Source organism: Phycicoccus sp. 3266 (genome assembly GCF_031456495.1).
Taxonomy (GTDB): Bacteria; Actinomycetota; Actinomycetes; order Actinomycetales; family Dermatophilaceae; genus Pedococcus.
Window position 1 is genome coordinate 285,635 of record NZ_JAVDUW010000001.1, and the last position, 24,390, is coordinate 310,024.

The 24,390-nt window shown below is 73.1% G+C and carries 21 protein-coding genes; 10 read left to right on the plus strand and 11 right to left on the minus strand.

Annotated elements, in window-relative coordinates; translation table 11 throughout:
* The first annotated feature begins 26 nt into the window (after positions 1-26).
* Positions 27-2,144 carry a RecQ family ATP-dependent DNA helicase gene (locus tag J2X64_RS01380; protein ID WP_310148548.1) on the plus strand — a complete coding sequence of 706 codons (2,118 nt, stop codon included), beginning with the start codon at positions 27-29 and terminating at the stop codon, positions 2,142-2,144.
* Between the two features lie 33 nt (positions 2,145-2,177).
* Here J2X64_RS01380 and J2X64_RS01385 read toward each other — a convergent pair whose 3' ends face one another.
* Complete coding sequence (locus J2X64_RS01385) at positions 2,178-2,729, minus strand: NAD(P)H-dependent oxidoreductase (RefSeq protein ID WP_310148551.1); 552 nt, start codon at positions 2,727-2,729, stop codon at positions 2,178-2,180.
* Between the two features lie 104 nt (positions 2,730-2,833).
* On the opposite strand from J2X64_RS01385, the gene J2X64_RS01390 reads away from it, so the two are divergent.
* The gene (locus tag J2X64_RS01390) at positions 2,834-3,451 is read left to right on the plus strand and encodes a helix-turn-helix domain-containing protein (RefSeq protein WP_310148553.1); all 618 of its coding nucleotides are present in this window, start codon (positions 2,834-2,836) and stop codon (positions 3,449-3,451) included.
* On the opposite strand, the gene J2X64_RS01395 is transcribed toward J2X64_RS01390, so the two are convergent.
* Positions 3,374-4,204, minus strand: coding sequence for a hypothetical protein (locus tag J2X64_RS01395; RefSeq protein ID WP_310148556.1), 831 nt, complete (start codon positions 4,202-4,204; stop codon positions 3,374-3,376). The two genes, J2X64_RS01390 and J2X64_RS01395, sit on opposite strands and share 78 nt — an antisense overlap.
* 62 nt (positions 4,205-4,266) lie before the next feature.
* Between J2X64_RS01395 and J2X64_RS01400 the strand changes: the two genes are divergently transcribed.
* Positions 4,267-5,718, plus strand: a complete 1,452-nt coding sequence (locus tag J2X64_RS01400) for a PLP-dependent aminotransferase family protein (RefSeq protein ID WP_310148559.1) — start codon at positions 4,267-4,269, stop codon at positions 5,716-5,718.
* A gap of 23 nt (positions 5,719-5,741) precedes the next feature.
* Positions 5,742-6,689, plus strand: coding sequence for an acyl-CoA thioesterase II (locus J2X64_RS01405; protein WP_310148561.1), 948 nt, complete (start codon positions 5,742-5,744; stop codon positions 6,687-6,689).
* Positions 6,690-6,813: 124 nt separating this feature from the next.
* Here J2X64_RS01405 and treZ read toward each other — a convergent pair whose 3' ends face one another.
* The 3 genes from treZ to glgX are packed head-to-tail and all read right to left on the minus strand — an operon-like array spanning position 6,814 to position 13,317.
* A complete protein-coding gene (gene treZ, locus J2X64_RS01410) occupies positions 6,814-8,667 on the minus strand; it encodes a malto-oligosyltrehalose trehalohydrolase (RefSeq protein WP_310148564.1) in 1,854 nt (617 codons plus the stop codon).
* Positions 8,654-11,155, minus strand: coding sequence for a malto-oligosyltrehalose synthase (gene treY, locus J2X64_RS01415; protein WP_310148566.1), 2,502 nt, complete (start codon positions 11,153-11,155; stop codon positions 8,654-8,656). The genes treZ and treY overlap by 14 nt, the downstream gene beginning before the upstream one ends.
* Positions 11,152-13,317: a glycogen debranching protein GlgX gene (gene glgX, locus J2X64_RS01420; protein ID WP_310148568.1), complete on the minus strand. Its 2,166-nt coding sequence runs from the start codon at positions 13,315-13,317 to the stop codon at positions 11,152-11,154. Before glgX ends, treY begins: the two co-directional genes overlap by 4 nt.
* Positions 13,318-13,505: 188 nt before the next feature.
* Here glgX and fabG point away from each other — a divergent pair, with 188 nt between their 5' ends.
* The 4 genes from fabG to J2X64_RS01440 all read left to right on the plus strand — a co-directional run bounded on the left by fabG (position 13,506) and on the right by J2X64_RS01440 (position 16,447).
* Complete coding sequence (gene fabG, locus J2X64_RS01425) at positions 13,506-14,261, plus strand: 3-oxoacyl-ACP reductase FabG (protein WP_310148571.1); 756 nt, start codon at positions 13,506-13,508, stop codon at positions 14,259-14,261.
* Positions 14,262-14,348: 87 nt separating this feature from the next.
* Positions 14,349-15,389 (plus strand): hypothetical protein, encoded by a 1,041-nt coding sequence (locus tag J2X64_RS01430; protein ID WP_310148575.1) that lies wholly within the window; start codon positions 14,349-14,351, stop codon positions 15,387-15,389.
* Between the two features lie 231 nt (positions 15,390-15,620).
* Positions 15,621-15,962 (plus strand): metalloregulator ArsR/SmtB family transcription factor, encoded by a 342-nt coding sequence (locus tag J2X64_RS01435; protein ID WP_310148578.1) that lies wholly within the window; start codon positions 15,621-15,623, stop codon positions 15,960-15,962.
* Positions 15,959-16,447, plus strand: a complete 489-nt coding sequence (locus J2X64_RS01440) for an SRPBCC family protein (protein WP_310148581.1) — start codon at positions 15,959-15,961, stop codon at positions 16,445-16,447. Before J2X64_RS01435 ends, J2X64_RS01440 begins: the two co-directional genes overlap by 4 nt.
* Positions 16,448-16,460: 13 nt before the next feature.
* Here J2X64_RS01440 and J2X64_RS01445 read toward each other — a convergent pair whose 3' ends face one another.
* Genes J2X64_RS01445 through J2X64_RS01460 form a run of 4 tightly spaced genes read right to left on the minus strand, consistent with a single transcriptional unit; the run spans position 16,461 to position 20,204 of the window.
* Positions 16,461-17,453, minus strand: a complete 993-nt coding sequence (locus J2X64_RS01445; RefSeq protein ID WP_310148583.1) for an NADPH:quinone oxidoreductase family protein — start codon at positions 17,451-17,453, stop codon at positions 16,461-16,463.
* Positions 17,454-17,491: 38 nt separating this feature from the next.
* On the minus strand, positions 17,492-18,292 hold the full coding sequence (locus tag J2X64_RS01450) for an SDR family oxidoreductase (protein ID WP_310148586.1): 801 nt from the start codon (positions 18,290-18,292) through the stop codon (positions 17,492-17,494).
* Positions 18,289-19,047: an SDR family oxidoreductase gene (locus J2X64_RS01455; RefSeq protein ID WP_310148589.1), complete on the minus strand. Its 759-nt coding sequence runs from the start codon at positions 19,045-19,047 to the stop codon at positions 18,289-18,291. The genes J2X64_RS01450 and J2X64_RS01455 overlap by 4 nt, the downstream gene beginning before the upstream one ends.
* Positions 19,048-19,049: 2 nt before the next feature.
* Positions 19,050-20,204 (minus strand): acyl-CoA dehydrogenase family protein, encoded by a 1,155-nt coding sequence (locus J2X64_RS01460; protein WP_310148592.1) that lies wholly within the window; start codon positions 20,202-20,204, stop codon positions 19,050-19,052.
* A gap of 71 nt (positions 20,205-20,275) precedes the next feature.
* Between J2X64_RS01460 and J2X64_RS01465 the strand changes: the two genes are divergently transcribed.
* The gene (locus J2X64_RS01465) at positions 20,276-20,899 is read left to right on the plus strand and encodes a TetR/AcrR family transcriptional regulator (RefSeq protein WP_310148595.1); all 624 of its coding nucleotides are present in this window, start codon (positions 20,276-20,278) and stop codon (positions 20,897-20,899) included.
* A 22-nt stretch (positions 20,900-20,921) separates the two neighbouring features.
* Here the strand turns inward: J2X64_RS01465 and J2X64_RS01470 are convergent, their stop codons facing one another.
* Positions 20,922-22,055 (minus strand): acyltransferase, encoded by a 1,134-nt coding sequence (locus J2X64_RS01470; protein WP_310148598.1) that lies wholly within the window; start codon positions 22,053-22,055, stop codon positions 20,922-20,924.
* A gap of 175 nt (positions 22,056-22,230) precedes the next feature.
* On the opposite strand from J2X64_RS01470, the gene J2X64_RS01475 reads away from it, so the two are divergent.
* Entirely contained in the window at positions 22,231-22,527 is a 297-nt protein-coding gene (locus J2X64_RS01475; RefSeq protein WP_310148601.1) for a hypothetical protein, read from the plus strand.
* Between the two features lie 127 nt (positions 22,528-22,654).
* On the opposite strand, the gene ettA is transcribed toward J2X64_RS01475, so the two are convergent.
* A complete protein-coding gene (gene ettA, locus J2X64_RS01480) occupies positions 22,655-24,337 on the minus strand; it encodes an energy-dependent translational throttle protein EttA (RefSeq protein WP_310148603.1) in 1,683 nt (560 codons plus the stop codon).
* Positions 24,338-24,390: the final 53 nt, after the last annotated feature.

Genomic DNA, 24,390 nt, shown 5'->3' on the forward strand with positions numbered 1-24,390 from the left:
CGGGCGGGCGGCCTACGGTGGTCGGCATGCAGACTGCCTCGGACGTCGACCTCACGACCCGCGCGACCACGGTCCTGAGACGGCTGGTCGGGCGCGACGACGCCGACTTCCGCGACGGGCAGCTCGAGGCGGTGCTCGCCATCGTCGAGCGGCGCCAGCGCGTCCTCGTGGTCCAGCGCACCGGCTGGGGGAAGTCGGCCGTCTACTTCGTCTCCACCGTGCTGCGCCGCGAGGAGGGGTCAGGCCCCACGGTCATCGTGTCGCCGCTCCTGGCGCTCATGCGCGACCAGATCGCGGCCGCCCAGCGGGCCGGCATCCGCGCGGTGACGATGAACTCCGCCAACGCCCAGGAGTGGGGCGAGGTGTCCGCGGCCCTCGCCCGCGACGAGGTCGACGTCCTGCTGGTCAGCCCGGAGCGGCTCAACAACCCGCGGTTCCGCGACGAGCAGCTGCCCGACCTCGCCCGGCGGTGCGGGCTGCTCGTCGTCGACGAGGCGCACTGCGTCTCGGACTGGGGCCACGACTTCCGGCCCGACTACCGCCGCATCCGCGACCTGCTGCAGACCCTCCCCGCCGGCACCCCGGTGCTCGCGACCACGGCCACCGCCAACGCGCGCGTGGTCACCGACGTCGTCGAGCAGCTCGGGGTCGGCGGCCACGACGTGCTCACCCTGCGCGGCGGCCTCGCCCGCGACTCGCTGCGGCTCGGCGTGATGCGCCAGACCTCGCCCGAGCAGCGGTTGGCGTGGCTGCTCGCCCACCTCGACGAGCTGCCGGGGTCGGGCATCATCTACGCGCTCACCGTGTCGGGTGCCGAGGACGTGGCCGCCGCCCTGCGCGACGCGGGTCACGAGGTGCGCGCCTACACCGGGCGCACCGACCCGGCCGACCGCGAGCAGCTCGAGGCCATGCTGCGCGACAACCGGGTCAAGGCCCTGGTGGCGACATCGGCGCTCGGCATGGGGTTCGACAAGCCGGACCTCGGGTTCGTGCTGCACCTCGGAGCCCCGTCGTCGCCGGTCGCCTACTACCAGCAGGTCGGGCGCGCCGGTCGTGCCACCGAGCGGGCCGACGTCCTGCTGCTGCCCGGGCCGGAGGACAAGGAGGTGTGGGCCTACTTCGCCTCCGCCTCGATGCCGCGCCAGGAGCAGGCCGACGCCGTGCTGCGCGCCCTCGCCGAGAGCAACCGCGCCCTGTCGACCGCGGCCCTCGAGACCATCGTGGACATCCGCCGCACGCGGCTCGAGCTGCTGCTCAAGGTGCTCGACGTCGACGGCGCGGTGCAGCGCGTGTCGGGCGGCTGGACCTCGACCGGCCAGCCGTGGACCTACGACGCCGAGCGCTACGAGCGGGTGGCGCAGGCGCGGGTCCGCGAGCAGGAGCTGATGGTCGCCTACGAGCGCACCGACGGGTGCCGGATGGCGTTCCTCCAGGAGTCGCTGGACGACGACAGCGCGGCCGCCTGCGGGCGGTGCGACGGGTGCGCCGGGCCGTGGTTCCCGACCGAGGTGCCGGACACCGCCGTCACCACCGCCCGCGGCCGGCTCGAGCGCGCCGGCGTCGAGCTCGAGCCGCGCGCGCAGTGGCCGACCGGGATGGACCGGCTGGGGGTGCCCGTCAAGGGCCGGATCCCCGCGGAGGAGTCCATGCAGCCCGGGTATGCCGTGGCGCGCCTGACCGACCTCGGCTGGGGCCAGCGGCTGCGCGAGCTGCTCCGCTCCCCCGACGCGCCGGTCGACCCCGCCCTGCTGCGAGCCTGCGTGCCGATCCTGCGCGACTGGGGCTGGCAGGAGCGGCCCGTCGCCGTGGCGGCGGTCCCCTCGCGCACCCGACCGCAGCTGGTGGAGTCCTTCGGGCAGGGCCTGGCGCAGATGGGCCGGCTGGAGTGGCTCGGCCCGCTGCAGCTCGTCGACGGCGGGCCGGTCGGCGAGGCCGGCGGCAACAGCGCCTTCCGCCTCGCGAACGTCTGGGAGCGGCTGGGCCTCGATGTGCAGCAGCACCGGGCGGTGAGCGGGCTCACCGGTCCGGTGCTGCTGGTCGACGACCTGGCGTCGTCGCGCTGGACACTCACCGTCGCGGCTCAGGTCCTGCGCCGCGCCGGCGCGCCCGGCGTGCTGCCGTTCGTCCTGGCGCTCGAGGCCTGAGGCCTTTCGGGGTCCGAAGCCGCCTCTGGGGCCTCAGGCCGCCTTGGGGGCGGGCTCGACGGCCGCGAGGGAGCGCACGGCGGCGATCAGGCGGCCGACGACCTCCTCGTCGGTCAGCACGTCGACGTCGATCGAGGTCTGCGAGAAGGCGATGTCCTCGGGCGCGATGGCACCGGCGATGGTGGCGGAGCGGCGCGCGTGCTCGTGCGCCCACTGGCCGCCGTACGGGGTCGGGGTCACGCCGACCACCGCGAACGGCTTGCCCTTGATGGCACCGGCGCCGTAGGGACGGGACAGCCAGTCGATCGCGTTGTTGAGGACGGCAGGCATGGTGCCGTTGTACTCGGGGGTGACGGCCAGCACGCGGTCCGCGCCGTCGACGAGCTGGCGGAGGGCCTGCGCTGCGGCGGGCACCTCGCCCGCACGGTCGAGGTCCTCGTTGTAGAAGGGGATCTCGCCGAGGCCCTCGGCGATCTCCATGGTCACGCCCTCGGGCGAGCGCTCGACGAGCAGCTCGGCGATGCGGCGGTTGAGCGAGTCGGCGCGCAGCGAGCCGACGAGGACGACGACACGGGTGTCGGACATGGTGGGACCTTTCAGGTGGGGGGAAGCCTGCACCCACCCTCAACCGGACCGCGGTCCGCTTTATTTCCCCTCGGGCGCACCCACCCCGACCCTAGGATCGGCGCATGAGCGAGGTGCCGTTGCCGCTGCTCGGCGGGCCGCCTGTCGAGCGTCGCGACGCGGCGCGCAACCGCGAGGCACTGCTCGTCGCCACCCGGCGGCTCATCGAGCACTGCGGCGTCGAGGCGGTGACGATGGAGGCGGTCGCGCAGGCGGCCGGCGTCGGCAAGGGCACCGTCTTCCGCCGGTTCGAGAGCCGGGCCGGGCTCATGGCGGCCATGCTCGACTTCCGCGAGCAGGAGTTCCAGGGGCGGGTCCTGTCGGGGCCACCGCCGCTCGGGCCCGGCGCGCCGGCCATGGAGCGGCTGCTGGCGTTCGGCCGCGAGCGCCTCGCCTACAACGTCGAGGCCGCCCGGCTCATCGAGGCAGCGGGGCGGGTGGGTCGACGCGCCACGGGCGCCCGCTCGTTCAGCGCCCTGCACCTCGCCCACCTGCTCGGCGAGCTCGGGGTGACGGGCAACCGTGGCTTCCTCGCCCACGCCCTCCTCGCGCCCCTGGAGGCGGTGGCCCTGGACCGGGCCGGCGGTACGGAGGCCCTGGACGACCTACCCCTCGACCAGATCGCCGGCGCCTGGGCCGACCTCGCACACCGCGTGGTGACGGGGACGCCCGCCCCGTCCTGAGCCCGCCTCGACCGACCCACCCACGACCGACCCGTCCACGACCGGGGCTGCCCCAGCCGTGATGTCCCGCACGGTGCCGGTCGTGGTGTCCGACGTGGCGTCCCGCGTGGCGCCCGGGTGCGGCAGCGGGACGGTGAGCAGCGGCAGGAAGAGCTGCACGACCGGACCGATCGCGAGGGCGTAGAGCACGGTGCCGATGCCGACCACCCCGCCCATCGCCCACCCGACCGCGAGCACCGTGAGCTCCAGCGTCGTGCGGACCAGCCGGACGCTCCGACCCGTCCGACGCACCAGCCCGGTCATGAGGCCGTCGCGCGGGCCCGGGCCGAACTGGCTGCCGATGTAGAGCGCGCCGGCCAGGCCGTTCAGCACGATGCCGCCGAGGAGCAGGGCCACCCGAGCCGCCAGCGCGTCCGGGCGCTGGAGCAGCGCGAGCGCCTGGTCGGTGGCCAGCCCGATCACGACGACGTTGGCGATCGTCCCCAGCCCCGGCCACTGCCGCAGCGGGACCCACGCCAGCAGCGCCAGCGCCCCGACGACGATGACCACGGTGCCGAAGCTGACCGGCAGGTGCTGGGCGACCCCGAAGTGGAAGACGTCCCACGGGTCGAGCCCCAGCCCCGCGCGCACCATCATCGCCATCGAGACCCCGTAGAGCACGAGCCCGACGACCAGCTGCACGAGCCGGCGGGTCCGCCGCCCGGCGGCGAGCTGCTGGAGCGGGGTGAGGGGCGCGAGCTGGGTGCGGGTCACGTCGACGAGAATGGCCTCAACTGGCCTGTTGTCACAGAGCCAATTCTGTCAAAGTGGTTCCCATGGGTCCCCGTACCGTCCCCGTCCGCCGCCTCGTCCCGCTCCTGAGGCCGGCGCTGGACGCCTCCCCCGCCTACCGCGGGCTCGCCGACGCCGTGCGACTCCTCGTCGCCGACGGCCGGGTCCCCGTCGGCAGCCGCCTCCCGAGCGAGCGCGAGCTCTCCGCCGCCCTCGACGTCAGCCGCACGACCGTGACGAGGGCGTATGCCGAGCTGCGCGACCGGGGCTACCTCACCTCGCGCCAGGGCTCGGGCAGCGTCACGGCCCTGCCAGGCGACCTGCCGGACACCCGCCAGGGCACCGCCCTGCACCCGCACGACGAGCAGACGGCCGGGGACCTCATCGACCTCACGTGCGCCTCCATGAGCGCGCCCCCCGGCACGGTCGCGGCCTACGAGGCCGCCGTCGCCGAGCTCCCCCGCTACCTCGCCGGGACGGGCTACCACCCGCTCGGGCTCGCCCGGCTGCGCGAGGCCATCGCCGAGCGGTACACCGAGCGCGGGCTGGCCACGACCGCCGACCAGGTCATCGTCACCAGCGGCGCCCTGTCCGGGCTGGCGCTGGCCTGCCGGGCGCTGCTGGCGCCCGGCGACCGGGTCGTGCTCGAGAACCCGACGTACCCGAACGCCGTCGAGGCGGTGCGGCGCGCGGGAGCGCGGCCGGTCGCCCACCCGCTGGAGCCCGGCGGCTGGGACGCCCCCGCCCTCGACGCGACGCTGAGGCAGACGGCCCCGCGGGCGGCATACCTCATCCCGGACTTCCACAACCCCACCGGCGCCCTCATGGACGACGCGGACCGCGCAGCGGTGGGCGCGGCCCTGTCCGGCACCCACACCGTGGCGATCGTCGACGAGACCCTGTCCGAGCTGGCCCACGACCCCGACCTGCCCATGCCGCGGCCGCTCGCGGCCCACCACGGGCGCACGGTGAGCCTCGGCAGTGCCAGCAAGTCGTTCTGGGGCGGGCTGCGCATCGGCTGGGTCCGTGCGCCCCGCGACCTCGTGGCACCCCTCCTCAGTGCCCGGCTCACCCTCGACCTGGGCGCGCCCGTGCTCGAGCAGCTCGTGCTCGTGCACCTGCTCGCCCACCGCGAGGAGGTGCTGGCCCACCGCCGTGACGCCGTGGTGCGCAGCCGGGACGCGCTCGTCGCCGGGCTGCGGGACCGGTTGCCGCAGTGGCGGTTCCGCGTGCCCGACGGCGGGCTGTGCCTCTGGGTCGAGCTGCCCGAGGCGCTGTCGACGCCGCTGTGCGTGGCGGCCGACCGCCGGGGGCTGGTGCTGGCGCCCGGCTCCCAGTTCGGGGTCGACGGCGGCCTGGACCGCTACCTGCGACTGCCCTTCACCGGGCACGCCCCGGAGGTCGTGGCCGACGCCGTCGACCGGCTGGCGGCCGCGTGGGACGAGGCCACCTCCGGACGCGTCGGCGGCACGAGGCGGCCGCCCCTGGTCGCGTGACCGGGTCCCGCTAGGGTCGGGCTGTGAGCGCCCAGACCCCCGCCGAGCTCGACCCGCTGGACGACCTGCTGCAGACCCTCGACCTCGAGGAGCTCGGCACGGCCCGGATCACCGTGGAGGGCGTCGGCGACTCGATCGACCTCGGCGAGTCCGGTGCGACGGTCTTCCTCGGACGCAGCCAGAAGATGCCGCACGGCCGGGTCTTCGGCGGCCAGGTCCTCGCGCAGTGCATCATCGCCGCCGGCCGGACCATGGCCCAGGTCGACGACGGCGACGGGCCGCGCCGCATCCACTCCCTCCACGGCTACTTCATGCGGCCGGGCGACGACACCAAGCCGATCCGGTTCGCGGTGGAGCGGATGCGCGACGGCAACTCGTTCTCGACCCGCCGGGTGCACGCGATCCAGGACGGCCTGCCGATCCTGTCGATGATCACCTCGTTCCAGGAGCACGCCGGCGGCCTCGACCACCACGACGCGATGCCGGACGTGCCGCAGCCCGACGCGCTGCCCTCGCTGACCGACCGGTTCGGTGGCGTCGACCACCCCGCGGCCAGGCACCTGCTGCGCCGGCCGGTCGAGCTGCGCCACGTGCAGGGCGACGTCTTCGCCGAGCCGGGCCCGGACCGGGTCGCCCACCAGGACGTCTGGATGAAGGCGATCGGGCGGCTGCCCGACGACCCGCTGGTCCACGCGGCGGTGCTGGCGTACGCCAGCGACTACACGCTGCTGGAGTCGGTGCTGCGCCGGCACGGCCTGGCCTGGTCCGACCGCCGGCTGCGGCCCGCCAGCCTCGACCACGCCATGTGGTTCCACCGTCCGGTGCACGCCGACGAGTGGCTGCTCTACAGCCAGGAGTCCCCGTCGGCCTCCGGTGGGCGCGGTCTGGGCATCGGGCGCATCTTCTCGGCCGACGGCACCCTCGTCGCCACCGTCGCCCAGGAGGGCATGGTCCGGGTCAAGCCGTCCTGACCCAGCCGGCGCCGCTCAGGGCGAGTCGCGCCGGTTCCGTCACGAACGGCCCCCATCCCGGGCATCGAGGGGCGACTCGCGCCGCTTCGGTAACGAATCGCCCCGACGGGGCCGACCGCACGGGTCAGACCCCGGCGCCGTCCTGGCCGATGCGCACGATCGCGGCCGTCCCCGGCGGCAGGTGCAGCCCGCCCGGGCGCGGCTTGGTCTGCTCCGGCTCCCAGGCCAGGACCACCTCGTCCGGGGTGGCGTCGAGCGGGACGGTCCAGCGCGACTCCGACAGGTTCACCACCACGCGCAGCGGTCCGCGGCTGACGACCACCCAGCCCTCGCGGTCGTCGACGTCGACCTCGACCAGGTCGAGCCGGCCGTCGCCGAGCTCGGCGCGGTCGCGACGCAGCGCGATGAGGTCGCGGTACCACTGCAGCAGCCGGGCGTGCTCGCCCTCGTGCGGCTCGGCCCAGTCGAGCTGCGAGCGCCGGAACGTGTGCTCGTCCTGCGGGTCGGGCACCTCGTCGGCGGCCCAGCCGTGCTCGGCGAACTCGGCGCGCCGCCCCTCGGTGACGGCCTCGCCGAGCGCCGGGTCCTCGAAGTCGGTGAAGAACTGGAACGGCGTGCTGGCGCCCCACTCCTCCCCCATGAAGACCATGGGCGTGAACGGCGACGTGAGGTAGAGGGCCGCGCCGGCCGCCTGCCGCGCCATCGGCACCACCGCGGAGATCCGGTCGCCCACAGCGCGGTTGCCCACCTGGTCGTGGGTCTGCAGGTAGGCGAGGAACCGCCGGCCGTCGGTGTGGGCCCGGTCGACCGGTGCACCCCAGCGCTCCCCGCGGAAGGTCGAGTAGCAGCCGTCGTGCAGGAACACGCCGGTGAGCGTCTTGGCCAGCACGTCGAGCGGGCCGCCCTCGGGCATGGCGGGGCTGTTGCCGGCGAAGTCGCGGTAGTAGCCCTGCGTCTCCCCGGTGAGCGTCACGTGCAGCGCGTGGTGGACGTCGTCGTCCCACTGGGCGTCCATGCCCATCCCGCCGTCGGCAGTGGGCGTGACCATGACCGGGTCGTTGAGGTCGCTCTCGGCGATGAGCGCGAGCGGGCGGCCCAGCCGCTGCGACAGCGCGGCGACCTCGTCGGACAGCTGGGCGAGCACGTGCCGGTCGGAGTCGTCGTGGAGCTCGTGCACGGCGTCGAGGCGCAGGGCGTCGACGTGGAAGTCGGCGAACCAGCGCAGCGCGTTGTCGACGATCCACCGGCGCACGTGGAAGCTGCCCTCGCCGTCGAGGTTGAGACCCGGACCCCACGGCGTCGGGTGGGTGCCGGCGAAGTAGGGGCCGAACTGCGACAGGTAGTTCCCCACCGGCCCGAGGTGGTTGTAGACGACGTCGAGGCAGACGCCGAGCCCGACGGCGTGGCAGGCGTCGACGAAGCGCTGCAGCGCCGCCGGGCCCTCGTACACGTCGTGGACCGACCACGGGCCGACGCCGTCGTAGCCCCAGTTCCAGCGGCCCGGGAAGGCCGCCAGCGGCATGAGCTCGACGACGTCCACACCGAGCTCGACGAGGTGGCCGAGGCGCCGCTGCGCGGCGTCCAGGGTGCCCTCGGGCGTGAAGGTGCCGACGTGCAGCTCGTAGACGACACCGCCGAGGACGCCGTCACCCTGCTGCGGGCCGGCCCAGGTCGCGTCACGCCACTCGTGGGCGGAGGCGTCGAACCACCGGCTCGGACCGTGCACGCCCTTGGGCTGCCACGCCGACCGCGGGTCGGGCAGCGCGTCCCCACCGTCGACGCGGAACGCGTAGTCGAGGACGGCGCCGTCGCGCAGTGCCGGGGCGTCCCAGCGCCACCAGCCGTCGCCCTTGGCCTGCATGTCGTCGGTGGCCGTCGTGCTGCTCATCGTCCACTCGACCTGGACCTGCTGCGCCCAGGGGGCCCACACGGTGATCTCGGGACGCCGCCCGGCGTCGGGCGCCTCAGGAGTGCTCATCGGTCCCAAGGCTGCCATGCCGCACCAGCAGCGCGACGGGGAGGTCTGCCAGCACCCGGGACAGCCGGGTGCGCCCACCGTCCGCGCCGGCGACGACGACCCGACCGGTGACCGCGTCCTGCCACTCACCCGGCGGCAGGCTGACGGTGGCCTCACCCCAACCACCTTCTGCCGACAGGCGTCCCGCGAGGCGCGTGGCGACCGCCACGGCACCCGGGCCGTCGGAGTCGCCGCGCGCGAAAGCGACCGCGTGCGGCGAGGAGGTCGGCACGGCGGCATACGTGCAGTCGGGGCCGGTGAACCACGAGGGCCGCTCGCGACGCAGCCGCAGGACGGTGGAGGTGACGAGCAGCTTCTCGGCGTCGAGGTCGGCGGGTCGCTCGCCCTTGTCGAGGCGGGCGAGGAGCGCGGCCCGGCGGGCGTAGTCGACCGGGCGTCGGTTGTCGGGGTCGACGAGGGACAGGTCGACGACCTCGCTGCCCTGGTAGACGTCGGGGACGCCGGGCATCGTGAGCTGGACGAGCTTCTGGCCCAGCACGTTGGCGCGGAACGACTCCGCCGTCGCCGAGAGCCAGGACTCGACGTGGCTGGCCACCGCCGGGTCGCCGGTGACCCCGTCGACGAACCGGCCGACGGCCTTCTCGTAGGACGCGTCGGGGTCGGTCCACGTCGTGTGCAGCTTGGCCTCGCGCACGGCCTTGGTGGCGTATGCCGCGAGCCGCTCGGCGTCGATGGGCCACGCCCCGACGAGGGTCTGCCAGAGCAGGTACTCCGTCGCGGGGTCGAGGCGCTCGGAGCGGTGCGCGGACCCGAGCTCGCGGGCCGTGCGCACCCAGCGCGACCACGCGTCGGCCTGCTCGGACAGCACCGCCAGCCGGGCGCGGACGTCCTCGCTGCGCTTGGTGTCGTGCGTCGACAGGGTCGTCATGGTGAGCGGCCACGTCGCGAGGCGGTGGGTGGCGTAGTCGTGGAAGGCCTGCGGCGCCTTGCCGATCTCGCCCGGGTCGCCGCCCACCTCGTTGAGGCCGGTGAGCCGGACGTAGCGGTAGAAGGCGGTGTCCTCGATGCCCTTGGCCATCACCGGGCCGGTCGTCTGCTGGAAGCGCTGGACGAACTCGTGCCGCGCGGCCTCGGAGTCGGCGTACGCCTCCTGCAGGCGGCCGCCACGGGCGAGCTGGGCGATCACGCGCAGGTTGAGGCGGTCGCGCTCGGGCAGCAGGGCGAGGGCGCGCTCCTCGGCGGCCGAGACCACGTGGCCCTGGGCCTGCTCGGCGGGGACGCCGTCACCGAGGTAGGCGCGGTAGCGGTCCATCGCGACGAGCAGCGCGCCGAGGGCCCGGCGCAGCGAGTCCACGTCGTCCCAGGGCAGCACGTCGCGCACGAGGCGCATCAGGCGGTTGACCTCGGCGGCCTGCACCTCGGCGACCACCTCCTGCTTGGCCGCGGTGACCATGGCGAGCAGGTCCTGCCGCTCTCCCAGCAGCTCGGCGGACAGGGCGGTGAGGCGCTCGGCGCCGGCCGGGTCGTGGAAGAGCTGGGCGACCCGCAGCAGTGCGTCGTAGCCGGTCGTCCCGGCACACCGCCAGTACCCCGGCAGCTCCTCCTGGCCCTCGAGGATCTTCTCGGCCACCACCCACGCGTCGCCGGTCGCGTCCGCGAGGCGCTCGAGGTAGCCGGCCGGGTCGGCCAGGCCGTCCGGGTGGTCGATGCGGAACCCGTCGACGTGGCCCGCGGCATACGCGTCCAGCAGCAGGCGGTGCGTCGCGTCGAACACGTCGGGGTCCTCGACGCGGATGGCCGCGAGGGAGGTGACGTCGAAGAAGCGCCGGTAGTTGAGCTTCGTGCCCCCCTCGCGCCAGTCCGCGAGCCGGTAGTGCTGGGCCGCGAGGAGCTCGGGGAGGTCGAGCTGCTCGGTGCCCTCGGCGACCGGGAAGGCGTGCTCGTGGTAGCGCACGACCCACTCGTCGCCGTGCGGTCCGCCGTCGCGGCTCACGGTGAGCTCGCCGGCCGCGAGCACCTCGTCGAGCGAGGAGCCCAGCACGGGCACGAGGACCCGGCCCTCCTCGGCCTCCCAGTCCACGTCGAACCAGTGCGCGTGCGGGGACGCGGGACCGCCGGCCAGGAGCGACCACCACGGGGCGTTGAGCCAGGCCGGGGCGGGCGTGGCCATGTGGTTGGGGACGATGTCGACGATGATGCCCAGGCCGAACAGCGCCAGCGTGCGGCTCAGCCTCGTGAACTCGCTGCCGCCCGCCTCCTCGTTCCAGCGCGTGTGGTCCACCACGTCGTACCCGTGGGTCGACCCGGGAGCGGGCTGGAGGACCGGCGAGAGGTAGGCGTGCGAGACGCCGAGGTCGGCGAGGTAGCGCGCCTGCTCGGCGGCCTGGTCGAAGGTGAAGCCGCCGTGGACCTGCAGGCGGTACGTGGCGGTGGGGACGATCCGGTCGGGACCGGGGCGGTGCCCGGCCGCCCCCGCCGCTGCGGTCATCGCCGCACCACCGAGGCTCCCGCCGGCGCACCCACCTCGACGTCGTGGGGGCACCGCAGGACGACGACGCTGCGCCCCTGCGCGGTGACCTGGTCACCCGGTCCGAACACCGTGTCGTCGACCTCCTGGGCGGCCGTGTCGATCTCGGTCGTCCAGTGCTCGCCGTAGTCGGCGTCGGGCAGGGTGAACGCGATCTCGTCGTCGGACCCGTTGAAGAGGATGACGAAGTGGTCGTCCACGATCGGACGGCCCCGCACGTCGGGCTCCGGGATCGCCTGGCCGTTGAGGAAGACCGTCATGGCCTGGGCGTAGCCGTTGCTCCACGAGGCCTCGTCCATGTGGCCGCCGCCGGGCTCGAACCACGCGATGTCGCCGACCTCGCTCTCACCGCCGTGGTCGGCCGACCCGGCGAAGAACCGGCGACGCCGGAAGACCGGGTGCTCGGCGCGCAGCTGCACCAGCCTGCGGGTGAACGCCAGGAGGTCGCGCTGCTCGTCGTCGAGCTCCCAGTCGACCCACGTCAGCTCGTTGTCCTGGCAGTACCCGTTGTTGTTGCCCTGCTGGGTGCGGCCGAGCTCGTCGCCGTGCAGCAGCATCGGCACGCCCTGCGACAGCAGCAGCGTGGTGAGGAAGTTGCGCTGCTGGCGCAGCCGGAGCGCGTTGACCTCGGGGTCGTCGGTCGGGCCCTCGACACCGCAGTTCCAGGAACGGTTGTGGCCCTCGCCGTCGTTGCCGCCCTCGCCGTTGGCGTCGTTGTGCTTCTCGTTGTAGGACACCAGGTCCCGCAGCGTGAAGCCATCGTGCGCGGTGGCGAAGTTGATCGACGCGATGGGCTTGCGGCTGTTGTGCTCGTACAGGTCGCTGGAGCCGGTGATGCGCGACGCGAACTCGCCGAGCGTCGCCGGCTCACCGCGCCAGAAGTCGCGGACGGTGTCGCGGTACTTGCCGTTCCACTCGGTCCACAGCGGCGGGAAGTTGCCGACCTGGTAGCCGCCGTCGCCGACGTCCCAGGGCTCGGCGATGAGCTTGACCTGGCTGACCACCGGGTCCTGCTGCACGAGGTCGAAGAACGCCGACAGCTTGTCGACCTCGTGGAACTGGCGCGCGAGGGTGGCCGCGAGGTCGAACCGGAACCCGTCGACGTGCATCTCGGTGACCCAGTAGCGAAGCGAGTCCATGATCAGCTGCAGCACGTGCGGGTGCCGCATGAGCAGGCTGTTCCCGGTGCCGGTCGTGTCGTAGTAGTGCGAGGCGTCGCCGTCGACGAGGCGGTAGTAGGCGGCGTTGTCGATGCCGCGGAAGCACAGGGTCGGGCCCAGCTCGTTGCCCTCGGCCGTGTGGTTGTAGACGACGTCGAGGATCACCTCGATGTCGGCCTCGTGCAGGGCCTTGACCATGCCCTTGAACTCCGCGACCTGCTCGCCGCGGGTGCCGTATGCCGCATAGCCGTTGTGCGGCGCGAGGAACCCGATCGTGTTGTAGCCCCAGTAGTTGTGCAGGCCCTTGTCGCGCAGCGTGAAGTCGTCGACGAACTGGTGCACGGGCATGAGCTCGACGGCGGTGACGCCGAGGTCCTTGAGGTGCTGGATCGTCACCGGGTGGGCCATCCCGGCATACGTGCCGCGAATCTCCTCGGGCACCTCGGGGTGCAGCTCGGTGAGCCCCTTGACGTGCGCCTCGTAGATCACGGTGTCGTGGTACTCGTGCCGCGGCTGACGGTCCTGGCCCCAGTCGAAGAACGGGTTGATCACCACGGAGTACATGGTGTGGGCGCGGCTGTCCTGGGTGTTCGCCTTCTCCGGCTCGTCGCTGGGGTCGTCGAAGTCGTAGGAGAAGAGCGACTGGTCGCCGTCGGCCATGCCGTCGATCGCCTTGGCGTAGGGGTCGAGCAGCAGCTTCGAGGGGTTGCAGCGGTGCCCGGCGGCCGGCTCGTAGGGACCGTGGACGCGGTAGCCGTAGCGCTGCCCCGGCTGGAGCCCGTTGAGGTATCCGTGCCAGACGAAGCCGTCGACCTCGGGCAGGTCGACGCGGGTCTCCCCGCCGTCGTCGTCGACGAGGCACAGCTCGACGCGGGTCGCGACCTCCGAGAAGACGGCGAAGTTGACGCCTGTGCCGTCGTACGTCGCCCCCAGCGGGTAGGACTTGCCGGGCCAGATCTCCATGTGTGTCCTTGCTGTGGGTCGTGCGGTGGTCCTGCGGTGGTCGGGTCCGTCCACGGAAACCCTAGTCGGGAACCGGCCGCCCGCCACCGCCGCCCGACCTGTGCCGCTAAGCGCTTGCTCAGTAGAGTGCAGCCACGTCCCGGCGCACCCACGCGCCGGTCGACCCGACCCACCACGACGGAGGACCCATGACCACCCAGCGCGTCGCAGTCGTCAGCGGAGCAGCCCGCGGCATCGGGGCGGCCACCGCCCTGCGCCTGGCCAAGGACGGGAACGCCGTCGCGGTGCTCGACCTCGACGAGGCGGCCTGCGCGGGCACGGTCGACGCCATCACCGCTGCGGGCGGGCGCGCGCTCGCCGTCGGTGTGGACGTGAGCAAGGCGGACCAGGTCGAGGCGGCCGTGAAGCGGGTGGCCGAGGAGCTCGGCGCCCCGACGATCCTGGTCAACAACGCCGGCATCATCCGCGACAACCTCATCTTCAAGATGACCGAGGAGGACTGGGACGCCGTCATGGCGGTCCACCTCAAGGGCGCGTTCCTGCTCACCCGGGCCGTGCAGGCGTACATGACGCAGGAGAAGTACGGCCGCATCGTCAACCTGTCGTCCTCCTCCGCGCAGGGCAACCGCGGCCAGGCGAACTACTCCGCCGCCAAGGCCGGCCTGCAGGGCTTCACCAAGACGCTCGCGATCGAGCTGGGGCGGTTCGGCGTGACCGCGAACGCCGTCGCGCCCGGGTTCATCCAGACCGACATGACGGCCTCGACCGCCGAGCGGATCGGGGTGCCGTTCGAGGACTTCATCAAGCACTCCGCGTCGCAGATCCCGGTGCAGCGGGTCGGCCAGCCCGAGGACATCGCGGCGACGATCTCCTTCCTGTGCTCGGAGGAGGCCGGCTTCGTCTCCGGCCAGGTCATCTACGTCGCCGGCGGCCCCCTCGACTGACCCTCGGCCGCCGTCCTCGTCCGACCGGCCGACCCATCGCGCGATCGCGCCCCCCGGGGCCGCACGTCGCACCTACACTCCGTGGCCGTGGGGGCTGACGAGGGGAACGGTTCGGTGGTCTCGGCATGGGCAGGTGCCCTGCCGACGGCGGGCGTGGCTCCGGCGAGGCCGCCGATCGTCCTCGCGTGCGACGACGCCCTCGTCCGCACCGCCACGCGCGCGGCCGTGCGGGCATCCCTGCTGGGCCTGCGCGGCGCCATCCTGGTCGTCCTCGCCGCCGGGTTCGGGTACCTGGTCGTCGCCGGTGACGGTGCCGCCCCGTGGTGGCAGGTCGCGCTGGCCGCGACCGGCCTGTACCTCCTCCAGGCCCTGACGGTGGTCCGCGGCCTGGGCCGCGCGATGCGCCGGACGCTCCCCCCTGGCGGCTCGGTGCGCAGCTGGTATGCCGCACCCGACCTCCTCGCGGTGGAGACGGGCGGCGGGCGGACCGACCTGCGTCCGGGCTCCCTGCAGTCGGCAGGGCGTCGAGGCGCCGTCACCAGCGTCCGGCTGCGGCGGAACCGGCGCCGCGGATTCCTCCCGAGCGCGCTGCTGACCGACGAGGACCTGGCGTTCCTGCTCGCACCGGCCGCGACCGGGGCCCCTCCGCCCTCCTCCGCCGTCACGGAGATGCCGCTGATCCTGGTCGTGACCGCCGGCATCCGACGCGACCTGCGCCGGGCAGTCGTGGCCTGGACGGTCCGGCGACCGCAGATGGTGCTGCTGCTTGCATGCTCCGCCCTGCTCGTCGCGGTCGCCGCCTGGGCCCACCTGTGGGTGGACGCGGTGACCGCCGCCGTCCTGCTGACCTTCTGGGGCCTGCGGGTCGTCAGGAGTGCCCGGATCTTCGGCCGCGCGTACCTCCCGGGGTCCGTCGTGCGCGCCGGCCTCACGGCTGACGGCCTGCGCCTGCAGACCGGCGACGACCTCGTGGACACCTACCCCCTGGGGGCGGCGCGTGGCTGCCACGTCGGCCGCCGCCACGTCCGGGTCGACCTCGGTCGCGGGCGGCCACACCTCTTCCTGCCCCGCGCCCTGATCCCGCCGACCGAGCTGGCCGACCTGCAGCGCCGGGTGGCCACCCGCTGAGCCGGCCGCCCGGCATACCCCTCGTTGCCCTTTCGGCTCACGCGGGGCCGGCGCTCCCCCGCGTCTGTGCACACACCCGCGTCCCACTGCGAACGGATCCGCTCCATGCGCAGTGGGACGCTCGTCTGTGCGCAGACCAGCGATCAGAGGAGTGGGGCGGTTCGGCCCTTGACGGGCCCGGGGTCTCGGGCGCACAGTTGCCTCATCAGTTAATTAACCGATTGGTTGATGATGGACGACTCGCTCAGCACGACGTTCGCCGCCCTCGCCGACCCCACGCGCCGCGCCATCCTCGAGCGCCTCGCCAGGGGCGACGCGACGGTGGGCGAGCTGGCCGAGCCGTTCTCGATGAGCCTGCCGGCGATCTCCAAGCACCTGTCGGTGCTCGAGCGCGCCGGCCTGGTCACCAAGGACCGCGACGGGGTGCGACGGCACTGCCGCATCTCCGCCACGCCCTTGAGGTCCGCGACCACCTGGCTCGAGGAGTACCGCCGCTTCTGGGAGGCCAACCTCGACAGCCTGGACGCCTACCTCACCCGCATCCAGCAGCACCCGGAGGAACAGCAGCCATGACCACCACGACCGACTCCGCCCGCGTCACCACCGACGGCTCCGACATCGTCATCACCCGGCAGTTCGCCGCCCCCGCCCAGCTCGTCTACGAGGCCATGACCCGGCCCGAGCACGTCCGCCAGTGGTGGGGCGCCGGCCACGGCGAGATGACGACCTGCGAGGTCGACCTGCGTGTCGGCGGGCGCTGGCACTTCGCCCAGGTCACCCCCGACGGGCGCGAGGTCTCCTTCTCGGGCGAGTACCTCGAGCTCGACCCGCCGGGCCGCATGGTGCACACCGAGAAGTTCGACGCCATGCCCGACAGCGAGCCGTCGACCATCGTCACGACGCTCACCGAGCAGGACGGCGTCACGACGCTGCACGCGGTGTGCACCTACGACTCGCCACAGACCGTCGAGGCCGTGGTCGGGTCCGGCATGGAGAGCGGCCTGCAGTCGTCCTACAACGCCATCGACGACCTGCTGGCCCGGCTCCAGGGCGCCTGACGCCCGGCAGGGGTCAGGCCCCGAGGACGACGACCCGCCCGGTCGTCCGGCCCGACGCCACGCGGGTCAGGGCGGCCGGGGCGTCGGCGAACGGCACCTGCTCGGAGACCACGGGCTCGACCACCCCGGAGGCGGCCATCTCGAGCAGCCGCGCGTGCGCGTCCCGCGCCACCGCGGGGTTCCGCTCGAGGTACAGGCCCCAGTGCAGGCCGACGAGCGAGTAGTTCTTGACCAGCGCGTGCCCGAGCGGCGGCGTCGGGATCGTGCCGCTGGTGAACCCCACGACGACGATCCGCCCCTCGAAGGCCACGACCTTCGTCGAGGCCTCGAACGACGGCCCGCCCACGGGGTCGAACACGACGTCCGCCCCGCCCCGGCCCAGCGCCTCGCGCAGCGAACCGACGAGGTCGCCCTCGGTGCGGTCGACGACGACGTCGGCGCCGGCGGCACGCGCGACCTCGGCCTTGGCGGCCCCGCCGACGACCCCGACGACCCGGGCACCGAGGGCCTTGCCGACCTGCACGGCCGCGGTCCCCACACCTCCGGCCGCGGCGTGCACCAGCAGGGTCTCCCCGGCCTGGAGGGCGGCCCGGCGCACAAGCCCGACGTATGCCGTCTGGTAGCCGATCGTGAGGCAGCTCGCCTGTGCGTCGGACCACGACGGCGGCGACGGGAACGCCCCGCCGGCCGGCATCAGGCACTGCTCGGCGAGTCCGCCGGCCGGGACCGCGGTGGTGCCGACCACGCGGTCACCGAGGTGGTACCTGTCGGGGTCGACACCGGGACCGACCTCGAGCACCTCGCCGCAGACCTCCACGCCCGGCGTGAACGGCGGCTCGGGACGCACCTGGTACTGGCCCCGGACCATGAGGGCGTCGGGGAAGTTGAGGGCGGCAGCCAGCACCCGCACCCGCAGCTGCCCCGGCCCGACCGTGGGCTCGAGCACCTGGGCCAGCTGCAGCACCTCCCCCGGCTCGCCGAGGGTCGTTGCCTGCCACGCCTTCACGGTGCCTCCTGGGTCGGTGGGTCGGTCGGGTCACTCGGTCAGGCGGGCCAGTCGGCGCCCATGGTCACCGGGGGCAGTGCGCCGGCCATGCGACGCATGCCGGCGAGCCAGCGGTCGGGGTCGGCCGCCCGGTGCGCGTACATCTGCGCCACCTCGGGGTGCGGCAGGACGAGGAACCGCCCCTCGGCCATGGCCGAGAACAGGTCCTCCGCCACCTTCTCGGGCGAGACCGCGGTCGGCTCCATGAGTGCCCGACCGGCAGCACCGGAGCTGCGCAGCATGTCCGTGTGCACACCCTGGGGGCACACGGCGTGCACGCGAATCCCCTTGTCGCCGTAAGTCATCGACATCCACTCGGCGAACGCGAGCGCCGCGTGCTTCGTCACGGCATACGGGGCGGCGCCGGGGATCGACAGCAGGCCGGCGGCGCTCACGGTGGCGACGAAGGTGCCGCTCCCCCGCTCGCGCCACTCCGGCACGAGCAGGCGCGCGGCGCGGACGTGCCCCATGACGTTGACGTTCCACGACACCTCCCACGCCTTCTCCGCCACCGCCTCCGTGCCGCCGCGGGCGACACCGGCGTTGGCGCAGTAGACGTCGATGCCACCGAGGTGGTCGCGGGCGGCGGCCACGAGGGACTCGACCCCCGACTCGCTCGACGCGTCACCGGCGACCCCGTGGGCGCCGAGCGACTCGGCCGTCGTCGACAGCGCCTCGGCGTCGAGGTCGTTGACGACGACCCGGGCGCCCGCGTCGACGAAGGCACGGGCGTAGGCCGCCCCGATGCCGCGGGCGGCGCCCGTCACCACGACGCGGGCGCCGGTGAGGTCGAGCGTCACAGGCCGCCGCCGAGCGTGACGCCGCCGTCGACGACGAGCGTCTGGCCGGTGATCCAGCCGGCGTCCTCCGAGAGCAGGAACGACACGGCGCCGGCCACGTCTTCCGGCACCCCGAGCCGCTTCATCGGGTACGCCGAGGCGACCTTCTCCTCGCGGCCCTCGTAGAGCGCCTGGGCGAACTGCGTCTTGACGATGGCCGGGGCCACCGCGTTGACCCGGATCCCCGGGCCGAGCTGGTAACCCAGCTCGGTGGTGAGGTGGATCAGGGCCGCCTTGGTGACGCCGTACCAGGCGATCGGGCCGGCCGCGCCGATCCCCGCGATCGAGGCGACGTTGACGACGGCACCGGGTCGTCCGTCGGCACCCAGACCCGCCGCCACCGCCTTCTGCACCCACGCGAGGGCCGCGACGACGTTGGTGTCGAACATCTTCCGCGCGGCGTCGAGCGGGGTGTCGAGCAGGGGCCCGTAGACCGGGTTGATGCCCGTGTTGTTGACGAGCAGGTCCAGGCCGCCGAACCGCTCGAGCGCGGTCCGGACGACCTCGTCCTGGTGTGCGTCGTCCGCCGCGTTGCCGGCGACGCCGACCGCGTGGTCGGCGCCGCCCAGCTGCTCGGCAGCCTCGGCGAGGGCGTCGGGCTTGCGGGCCGTCAGGACCACGCGGGCACCCTCCGCGACCAGCCGGGCAGCGATGCCCAGGCCGATGCCGCGGGAGGAGCCGGTGACGATGGCGACCTTGCCGTCGTGTGCGCCCACGCTCAGAGCCCGAGGTCCCGGCCGATGAGCTCCTTCATGATCTCGTTCGAGCCGGCCCAGATCTTGGAGACCCGGGCGTCGCGCCAGGCCCGCGCCACGCGGTACTCGTTCATGAAGCCGTAGCCGCCGTAGAGCTGGACGCACTCGTCGAGCACGTCGTTCTGCACCTGCGCGGAGAACCACTTGGCCTTGGCCGCGTCGACCGGCGTGAGCTTGCCCTCGGCGTGCGCCGCGATGCAGTCGTCGACGTAGGCCTGGGTGACCTCGAGGCGGGTCTGCAGCTCGGCGATCTTGAACTTGTTGTGCTGGAACGAGCCGACCGGCTGGCCGAACGCCTTGCGCTCCTTGGTGTACTCGATCGTCTCGCGCAGGATCTGGAACGCGTGCGCGGTGTTCGCGACGGCGGCGCCGATCCGCTCCTGCGGCAGTCGCTGCATCATCGAGATGAAGCCGAGACCCTCCTCGCCGAGGCGGTTGGCGTCCGGGACGCGCACGTTCTCGAAGAACAGCTCCGAGGTGTCCGCCTCCTCCTGGCCGACCTTGTCGAGCTTGCGGCCGCGGCTGAAGCCCTCCATGCCGGCCTCGACCATGAGCAGGCTGATGCCCTTGGCGCCCTTGGACGGGTCGGTGCGGGCCGCCACGATCACGAGGTCGGCCTGGTAGCCGTTGGTGATGAAGGTCTTGGAGCCGTTGAGGATCCAGTCGCCGGAGCCGTCGTCGGCCCGCACGGCGGTGGTCTTGAGGGCCGCGAGGTCGGACCCGCCCGACGGCTCGGTCATCGCGATGGCGCAGATGAGGTCACCGTTGGCCATGCCGGGCAGCCAGCGCTCCTTCTGCTCCTTCGTGCCGAGGTCGACGATGTACGGCGGGCAGACGTCGGAGTGGATGCCGAAGCAGCTCGACACCGCGAAGTTGAAGCCTGCGATGACCTCGGCCGCCACCGCGTTGAAGCGGTAGTCCCCGGCGCCGGCGCCGCCGAACTCCTCGGGGATGTCGAGGCCGAAGAGCCCCTGCTTGCCGGCCTCCTTCCAGATGTCGCGGTCGATCGACTTGACCTCGAGCATCTGCTCGGCGCGCGGACGAAGCGTCCGCTCGACGAACTCCTGGACGGAGCTGCGGAAGGCCTCGTGGTCGGGGCCGTACAGGTTGCGGGGCATGGCTCTCCTTGCGTGACACGATGCTGACTAAGCGCTTGCTTAGTTTCTGATGTGTCGGGCATGCTGTCAACATGCCCAGCCCCGCCCGTCCGGTCGCCGCCACCGCACCGGCGACGACCCAGGCACCGCAGGACACCGCGCAGCGGCTGCTCCAGGCCGCCGCCGAGGCCTTCGCCGACCGCGGCTTCCACGCGACCACCACCCGCGACATCGCCGCCCGGGCCGGCCTGTCCCCCGCCGGGGTCTACGTGCACTTCGCCACCAAGGAGGAGCTCCTCTACCAGCTCAGCCGCGAGGGCCACGTCGTCGCCCGCGACATGCTGCGCGACGCCGCCGCCCGGGAGCAGACGCCGACCGGGGCGCTGCGCGCGATCATGGCGACCTTCGCGCGCTGGCACGCCGAGCACTTCCGGGTCGCCCGCATCGTCCAGTACGAGTTCGGCAACCTCACCCCCGAGCACCGCGACGACGTCCTGCGGCTGCGCAAGGAGATCGACGCGGTCGTGCGGACCGTGGTCACCCAGGGCGTCGAGCAGGGCGAGTTCGACGTCGACGACGTGCCGGACACGACCCTCGCCCTCATGTCCATGGCCGTCGACGTCGCCCGCTGGTACGACCCGGAGATCAAGCGGACCCCGGAGGCCATCGGCACGGCATACGCGGAGCTCGGGCTGCGGCTGGTCAGCGCCCGCTGACGGTCGCCCCCCGACCGCACCCTCACAGCACCCGGGAGACCCCGGGCACGCGCGTGACGAGCCAGCCGACGGCGAAGACCGCCGGCACGCCCACCACGGACACGAGCACGAACTTCGCCTCCGGCGCCCACGGCAGCGGGTGCACGGCGCCCGAGAGCGCGACGAGGACGACGGGGTGCAGCAGGTATGCCGCGTACGCGCCGCGCGACGCCCCCGCCAGGACCGGCCCCTGCGGGCCGGACCAGCGCTCGCGGAACCACCACCACGCCCACACGGCGAGGGTCAGCGCCCCCAACCCGTCGACCACGGCGAACGTGAGCGCGAACGGGTGCAGGCCCCGGACGAGGGCCTCGTCCTCGGTGGCGAAGCCGTATGCGGCGAACGCCGTGAACACCACGAGGCAGGCGACGGCCACGAGGCCGCTCCCCCGGCCCAGGCGGCGCGGGACGGTGTCCAACCAGCCGCGCTCCCGCGCGAGTGCGCCCACGGCGAAGACGCCGGCGGCCTGCGGCCAGTGCTGCCAGTTCAGGTTCCAGAGAGTGTCGGAGAAGTAGGACCAGCGCAGCCACATCACGACGTCCGCGGCCGCGACCACCAGCGCTGTGGTCGCGATCGTTCGCGCGGTGAGCCGTCCGGTCCTCGGGCGGGCGGGCCACGCCCGGCGCCACGCGGCATACGCGAGCGAGAGGACGAGCAGCACGGTGATGAACCAGACCGGGCCGAGGTCCCGGTCACCGCCCAGGTCCGTGAGGTAGTCGACGAGGGTGCGGGGCTCGCCCTGCACCCGGCCGCCGAGGTAGTCGGCGAAGGGGTCGACGAGGAGGAAGTAGAGGACGGTCGGCACGCCCAGCCGCAGCAGCCTGGCGCGCGCGAACGCGCCGGCGCCACGGCGGGCCAGCGACCCGGCCGCCATCCAGCCCCCCACGAGGAACAGCGGCGCCAGGCCGAACACGCCGGCGAGGAAGGCGGGCACCCCGAGCAGCACGGGTGTGACCTGCGACGTCGTCCGCTCCTCGTAGTACCAGCCGATGTCGACGACGTAGGCCGTCGCCACGTGGACCACCACGACGCCGGCGATGGTGACCACCTTGAGCCGGTCGACCCAGGAGAGGCGCGCGACGGTGCCCGCGACGTCGGTCCGGGCGGACAGGGACACGGCCACCTCCCCTCGGCGGGTTCACCGTAGGGGCGCGGGCCGTCCACCCACCCGGGCCCTTGGTCACGCGTCCGGTGTCGCGTCCGGTGCCGCGTCCCGGCCCGTCGGGTCGCCGCAGTCGCTACAGTGACCGCGGCGTCCGGCCGGGCGCCCGTCGACGAGGGGGTTTCGCACCATGCTGTTCTGGGGTTGGGGTGGCAAGAGCATCAACCGACAGGTGTCGCCGAACCAGGCGGTCGTCCTGATGTACCGGTACCTGCACCTGATGTTCCTGTTCACGACCACGTGGGGGTACCGGTACGCCCTCGCCACGGCGACCGAGCAGGGCTGGGCGACGCGGCCCATCAGCGACGCCGAGGCGCGCGGGCTGCTCGGTGGCGAGGAGCTGCGGCCGAGCCCGTGGAAGCGGTTCAGCATCTTCCTGCCGCTGGGCGTCCTGCTGCTCGTCGTGGTCGTGGCCGTCCTGCGCTGACCGACTGCGTGCCGGCGACACCGGTGGACGACAGAGGGCCCCAGCCGCGTGCGGCTGGGGCCCTCGGTCGTGTGCGTCCGGCGCCGCATGCGCCGCCCTGGGCGCGTGCGGTCGGTCGCGCGTGCGCTCAGTCGCGGGTGAGCTTGCGGTAGGTGACACGGTGCGGGCGGGCGGCGTCGGCACCGAGCCGCTCGACCTTGTTGGCCTCGTAGGCCTCGAAGTTGCCCTCGAACCAGTACCACTTGGCCGGGTTCTCGTCGTCGCCCTCGTAGGCGAGGATGTGCGTCGCCACGCGGTCGAGGAACCACCGGTCGTGGCTGATGACCACGGCGCACCCAGGGAAGTCGAGCAGCGCGTTCTCGAGCGAGCCCAGGGTCTCGACGTCCAGGTCGTTGGTGGGCTCGTCGAGGAGCAGCAGGTTGCCGCCCTCCTTGAGGGTCAGCGCGAGGTTGAGGCGGTTGCGCTCCCCACCGGACAGGACGCCGGTCTTCTTCTGCTGGTCCGGGCCCTTGAACCCGAACTGCGACACGTAGGCGCGCGAGGGGATCTCGACCTGCCCGACGTTGATGTAGTCGTGCCCGCCGGACACCGTCTCCCAGAGGTTCTTGTTCGGGTCGAGGCCGCCACGGCTCTGGTCGACGTAGGAGATCTTCACGGTCTCGCCGACGTCGACCTGGCCACCGTCGGCCTCCTCGAGGCCCACGATCGTCTTGAACAGGGTGGTCTTGCCGACACCGTTGGGGCCGATGACGCCGACGATGCCGTTGCGCGGCAGGGTGAACGACAGGTCGTCGATGAGGATGCGCTCGCCGAAGCCCTTGCGCAGGTTCCGGACCTCGATCACCTTGCTGCCCAGGCGCGGGCCCGGCGGGATCGCGATCTCCTCGAAGTCCAGCTTGCGGGTCCGGTCGGCCTCGGCAGCCATCTCCTCGTACCGGGCCAGGCGCCCCTTGGACTTGGTCTGGCGGGCCTTGGCGTTGGACCGCACCCAGGTCAGCTCCTCGGCGAGGCGCTTGGCCAGCTTGGCGTCCTTCTTGCCCTGGACCTCCAGACGCGCGGCCTTCTTCTCCAGGTAGGTGGAGTAGTTGCCCTCGTACGGGTACGCGCGGCCGCGGTCGAGCTCGAGGATCCACTGCGCCACGTTGTCCATGAAGTACCGGTCGTGCGTCACCGCGACGACGGCGCCGTGGTAGGCGGCGAGGTGCTGCTCGAGCCAGAGCACCGACTCGGCGTCGAGGTGGTTGGTGGGCTCGTCGAGCAGCAGCAGGTCCGGCTTCTGCAGCAGGAGCTTGCACAGGGCGACCCGGCGGCGCTCGCCACCGGAGAGGACGGTCACGTCGGCGTCCGGCGGCGGGCAGCGTAGCGCGTCCATGGCCTGCTCGAGCTGGGAGTCGAGGTCCCAGGCGTCGGCGGCGTCGATGGCCTCCTGCAGCTTGCCCATCTCCTCCATGAGGGCGTCGAAGTCGGCGTCCGGCTCGGCCATCTCGGCGGAGATCGCGTTGTACCGGTCGAGCTTGGCCTTGATCTCGCCGGCGCCCTCCTCGACGTTGCCGAGGACGGTCTTGGACTCGTTGAGCTCCGGCTCTTGCATGAGGATGCCGACCGAGTAGCCCGGCGTCAGTCGGGCGTCACCGTTGGAGGGCTGGTCGAGGCCGGCCATGATCTTGAGCACCGAGGACTTGCCGGCGCCGTTGGGCCCCACGACACCGATCTTGGCGCCGGGGTAGAAGGAGATGGTGACGTCGTCGAGGATGACCTTGTCACCATGGGCCTTGCGGGCCTTCGACATGACGTAGATGAACTCGGGCATGGGGGCAAGGCTATCTGCCGGCGCCCCCACGCCCGAATCGGCGTCAGGCCTCT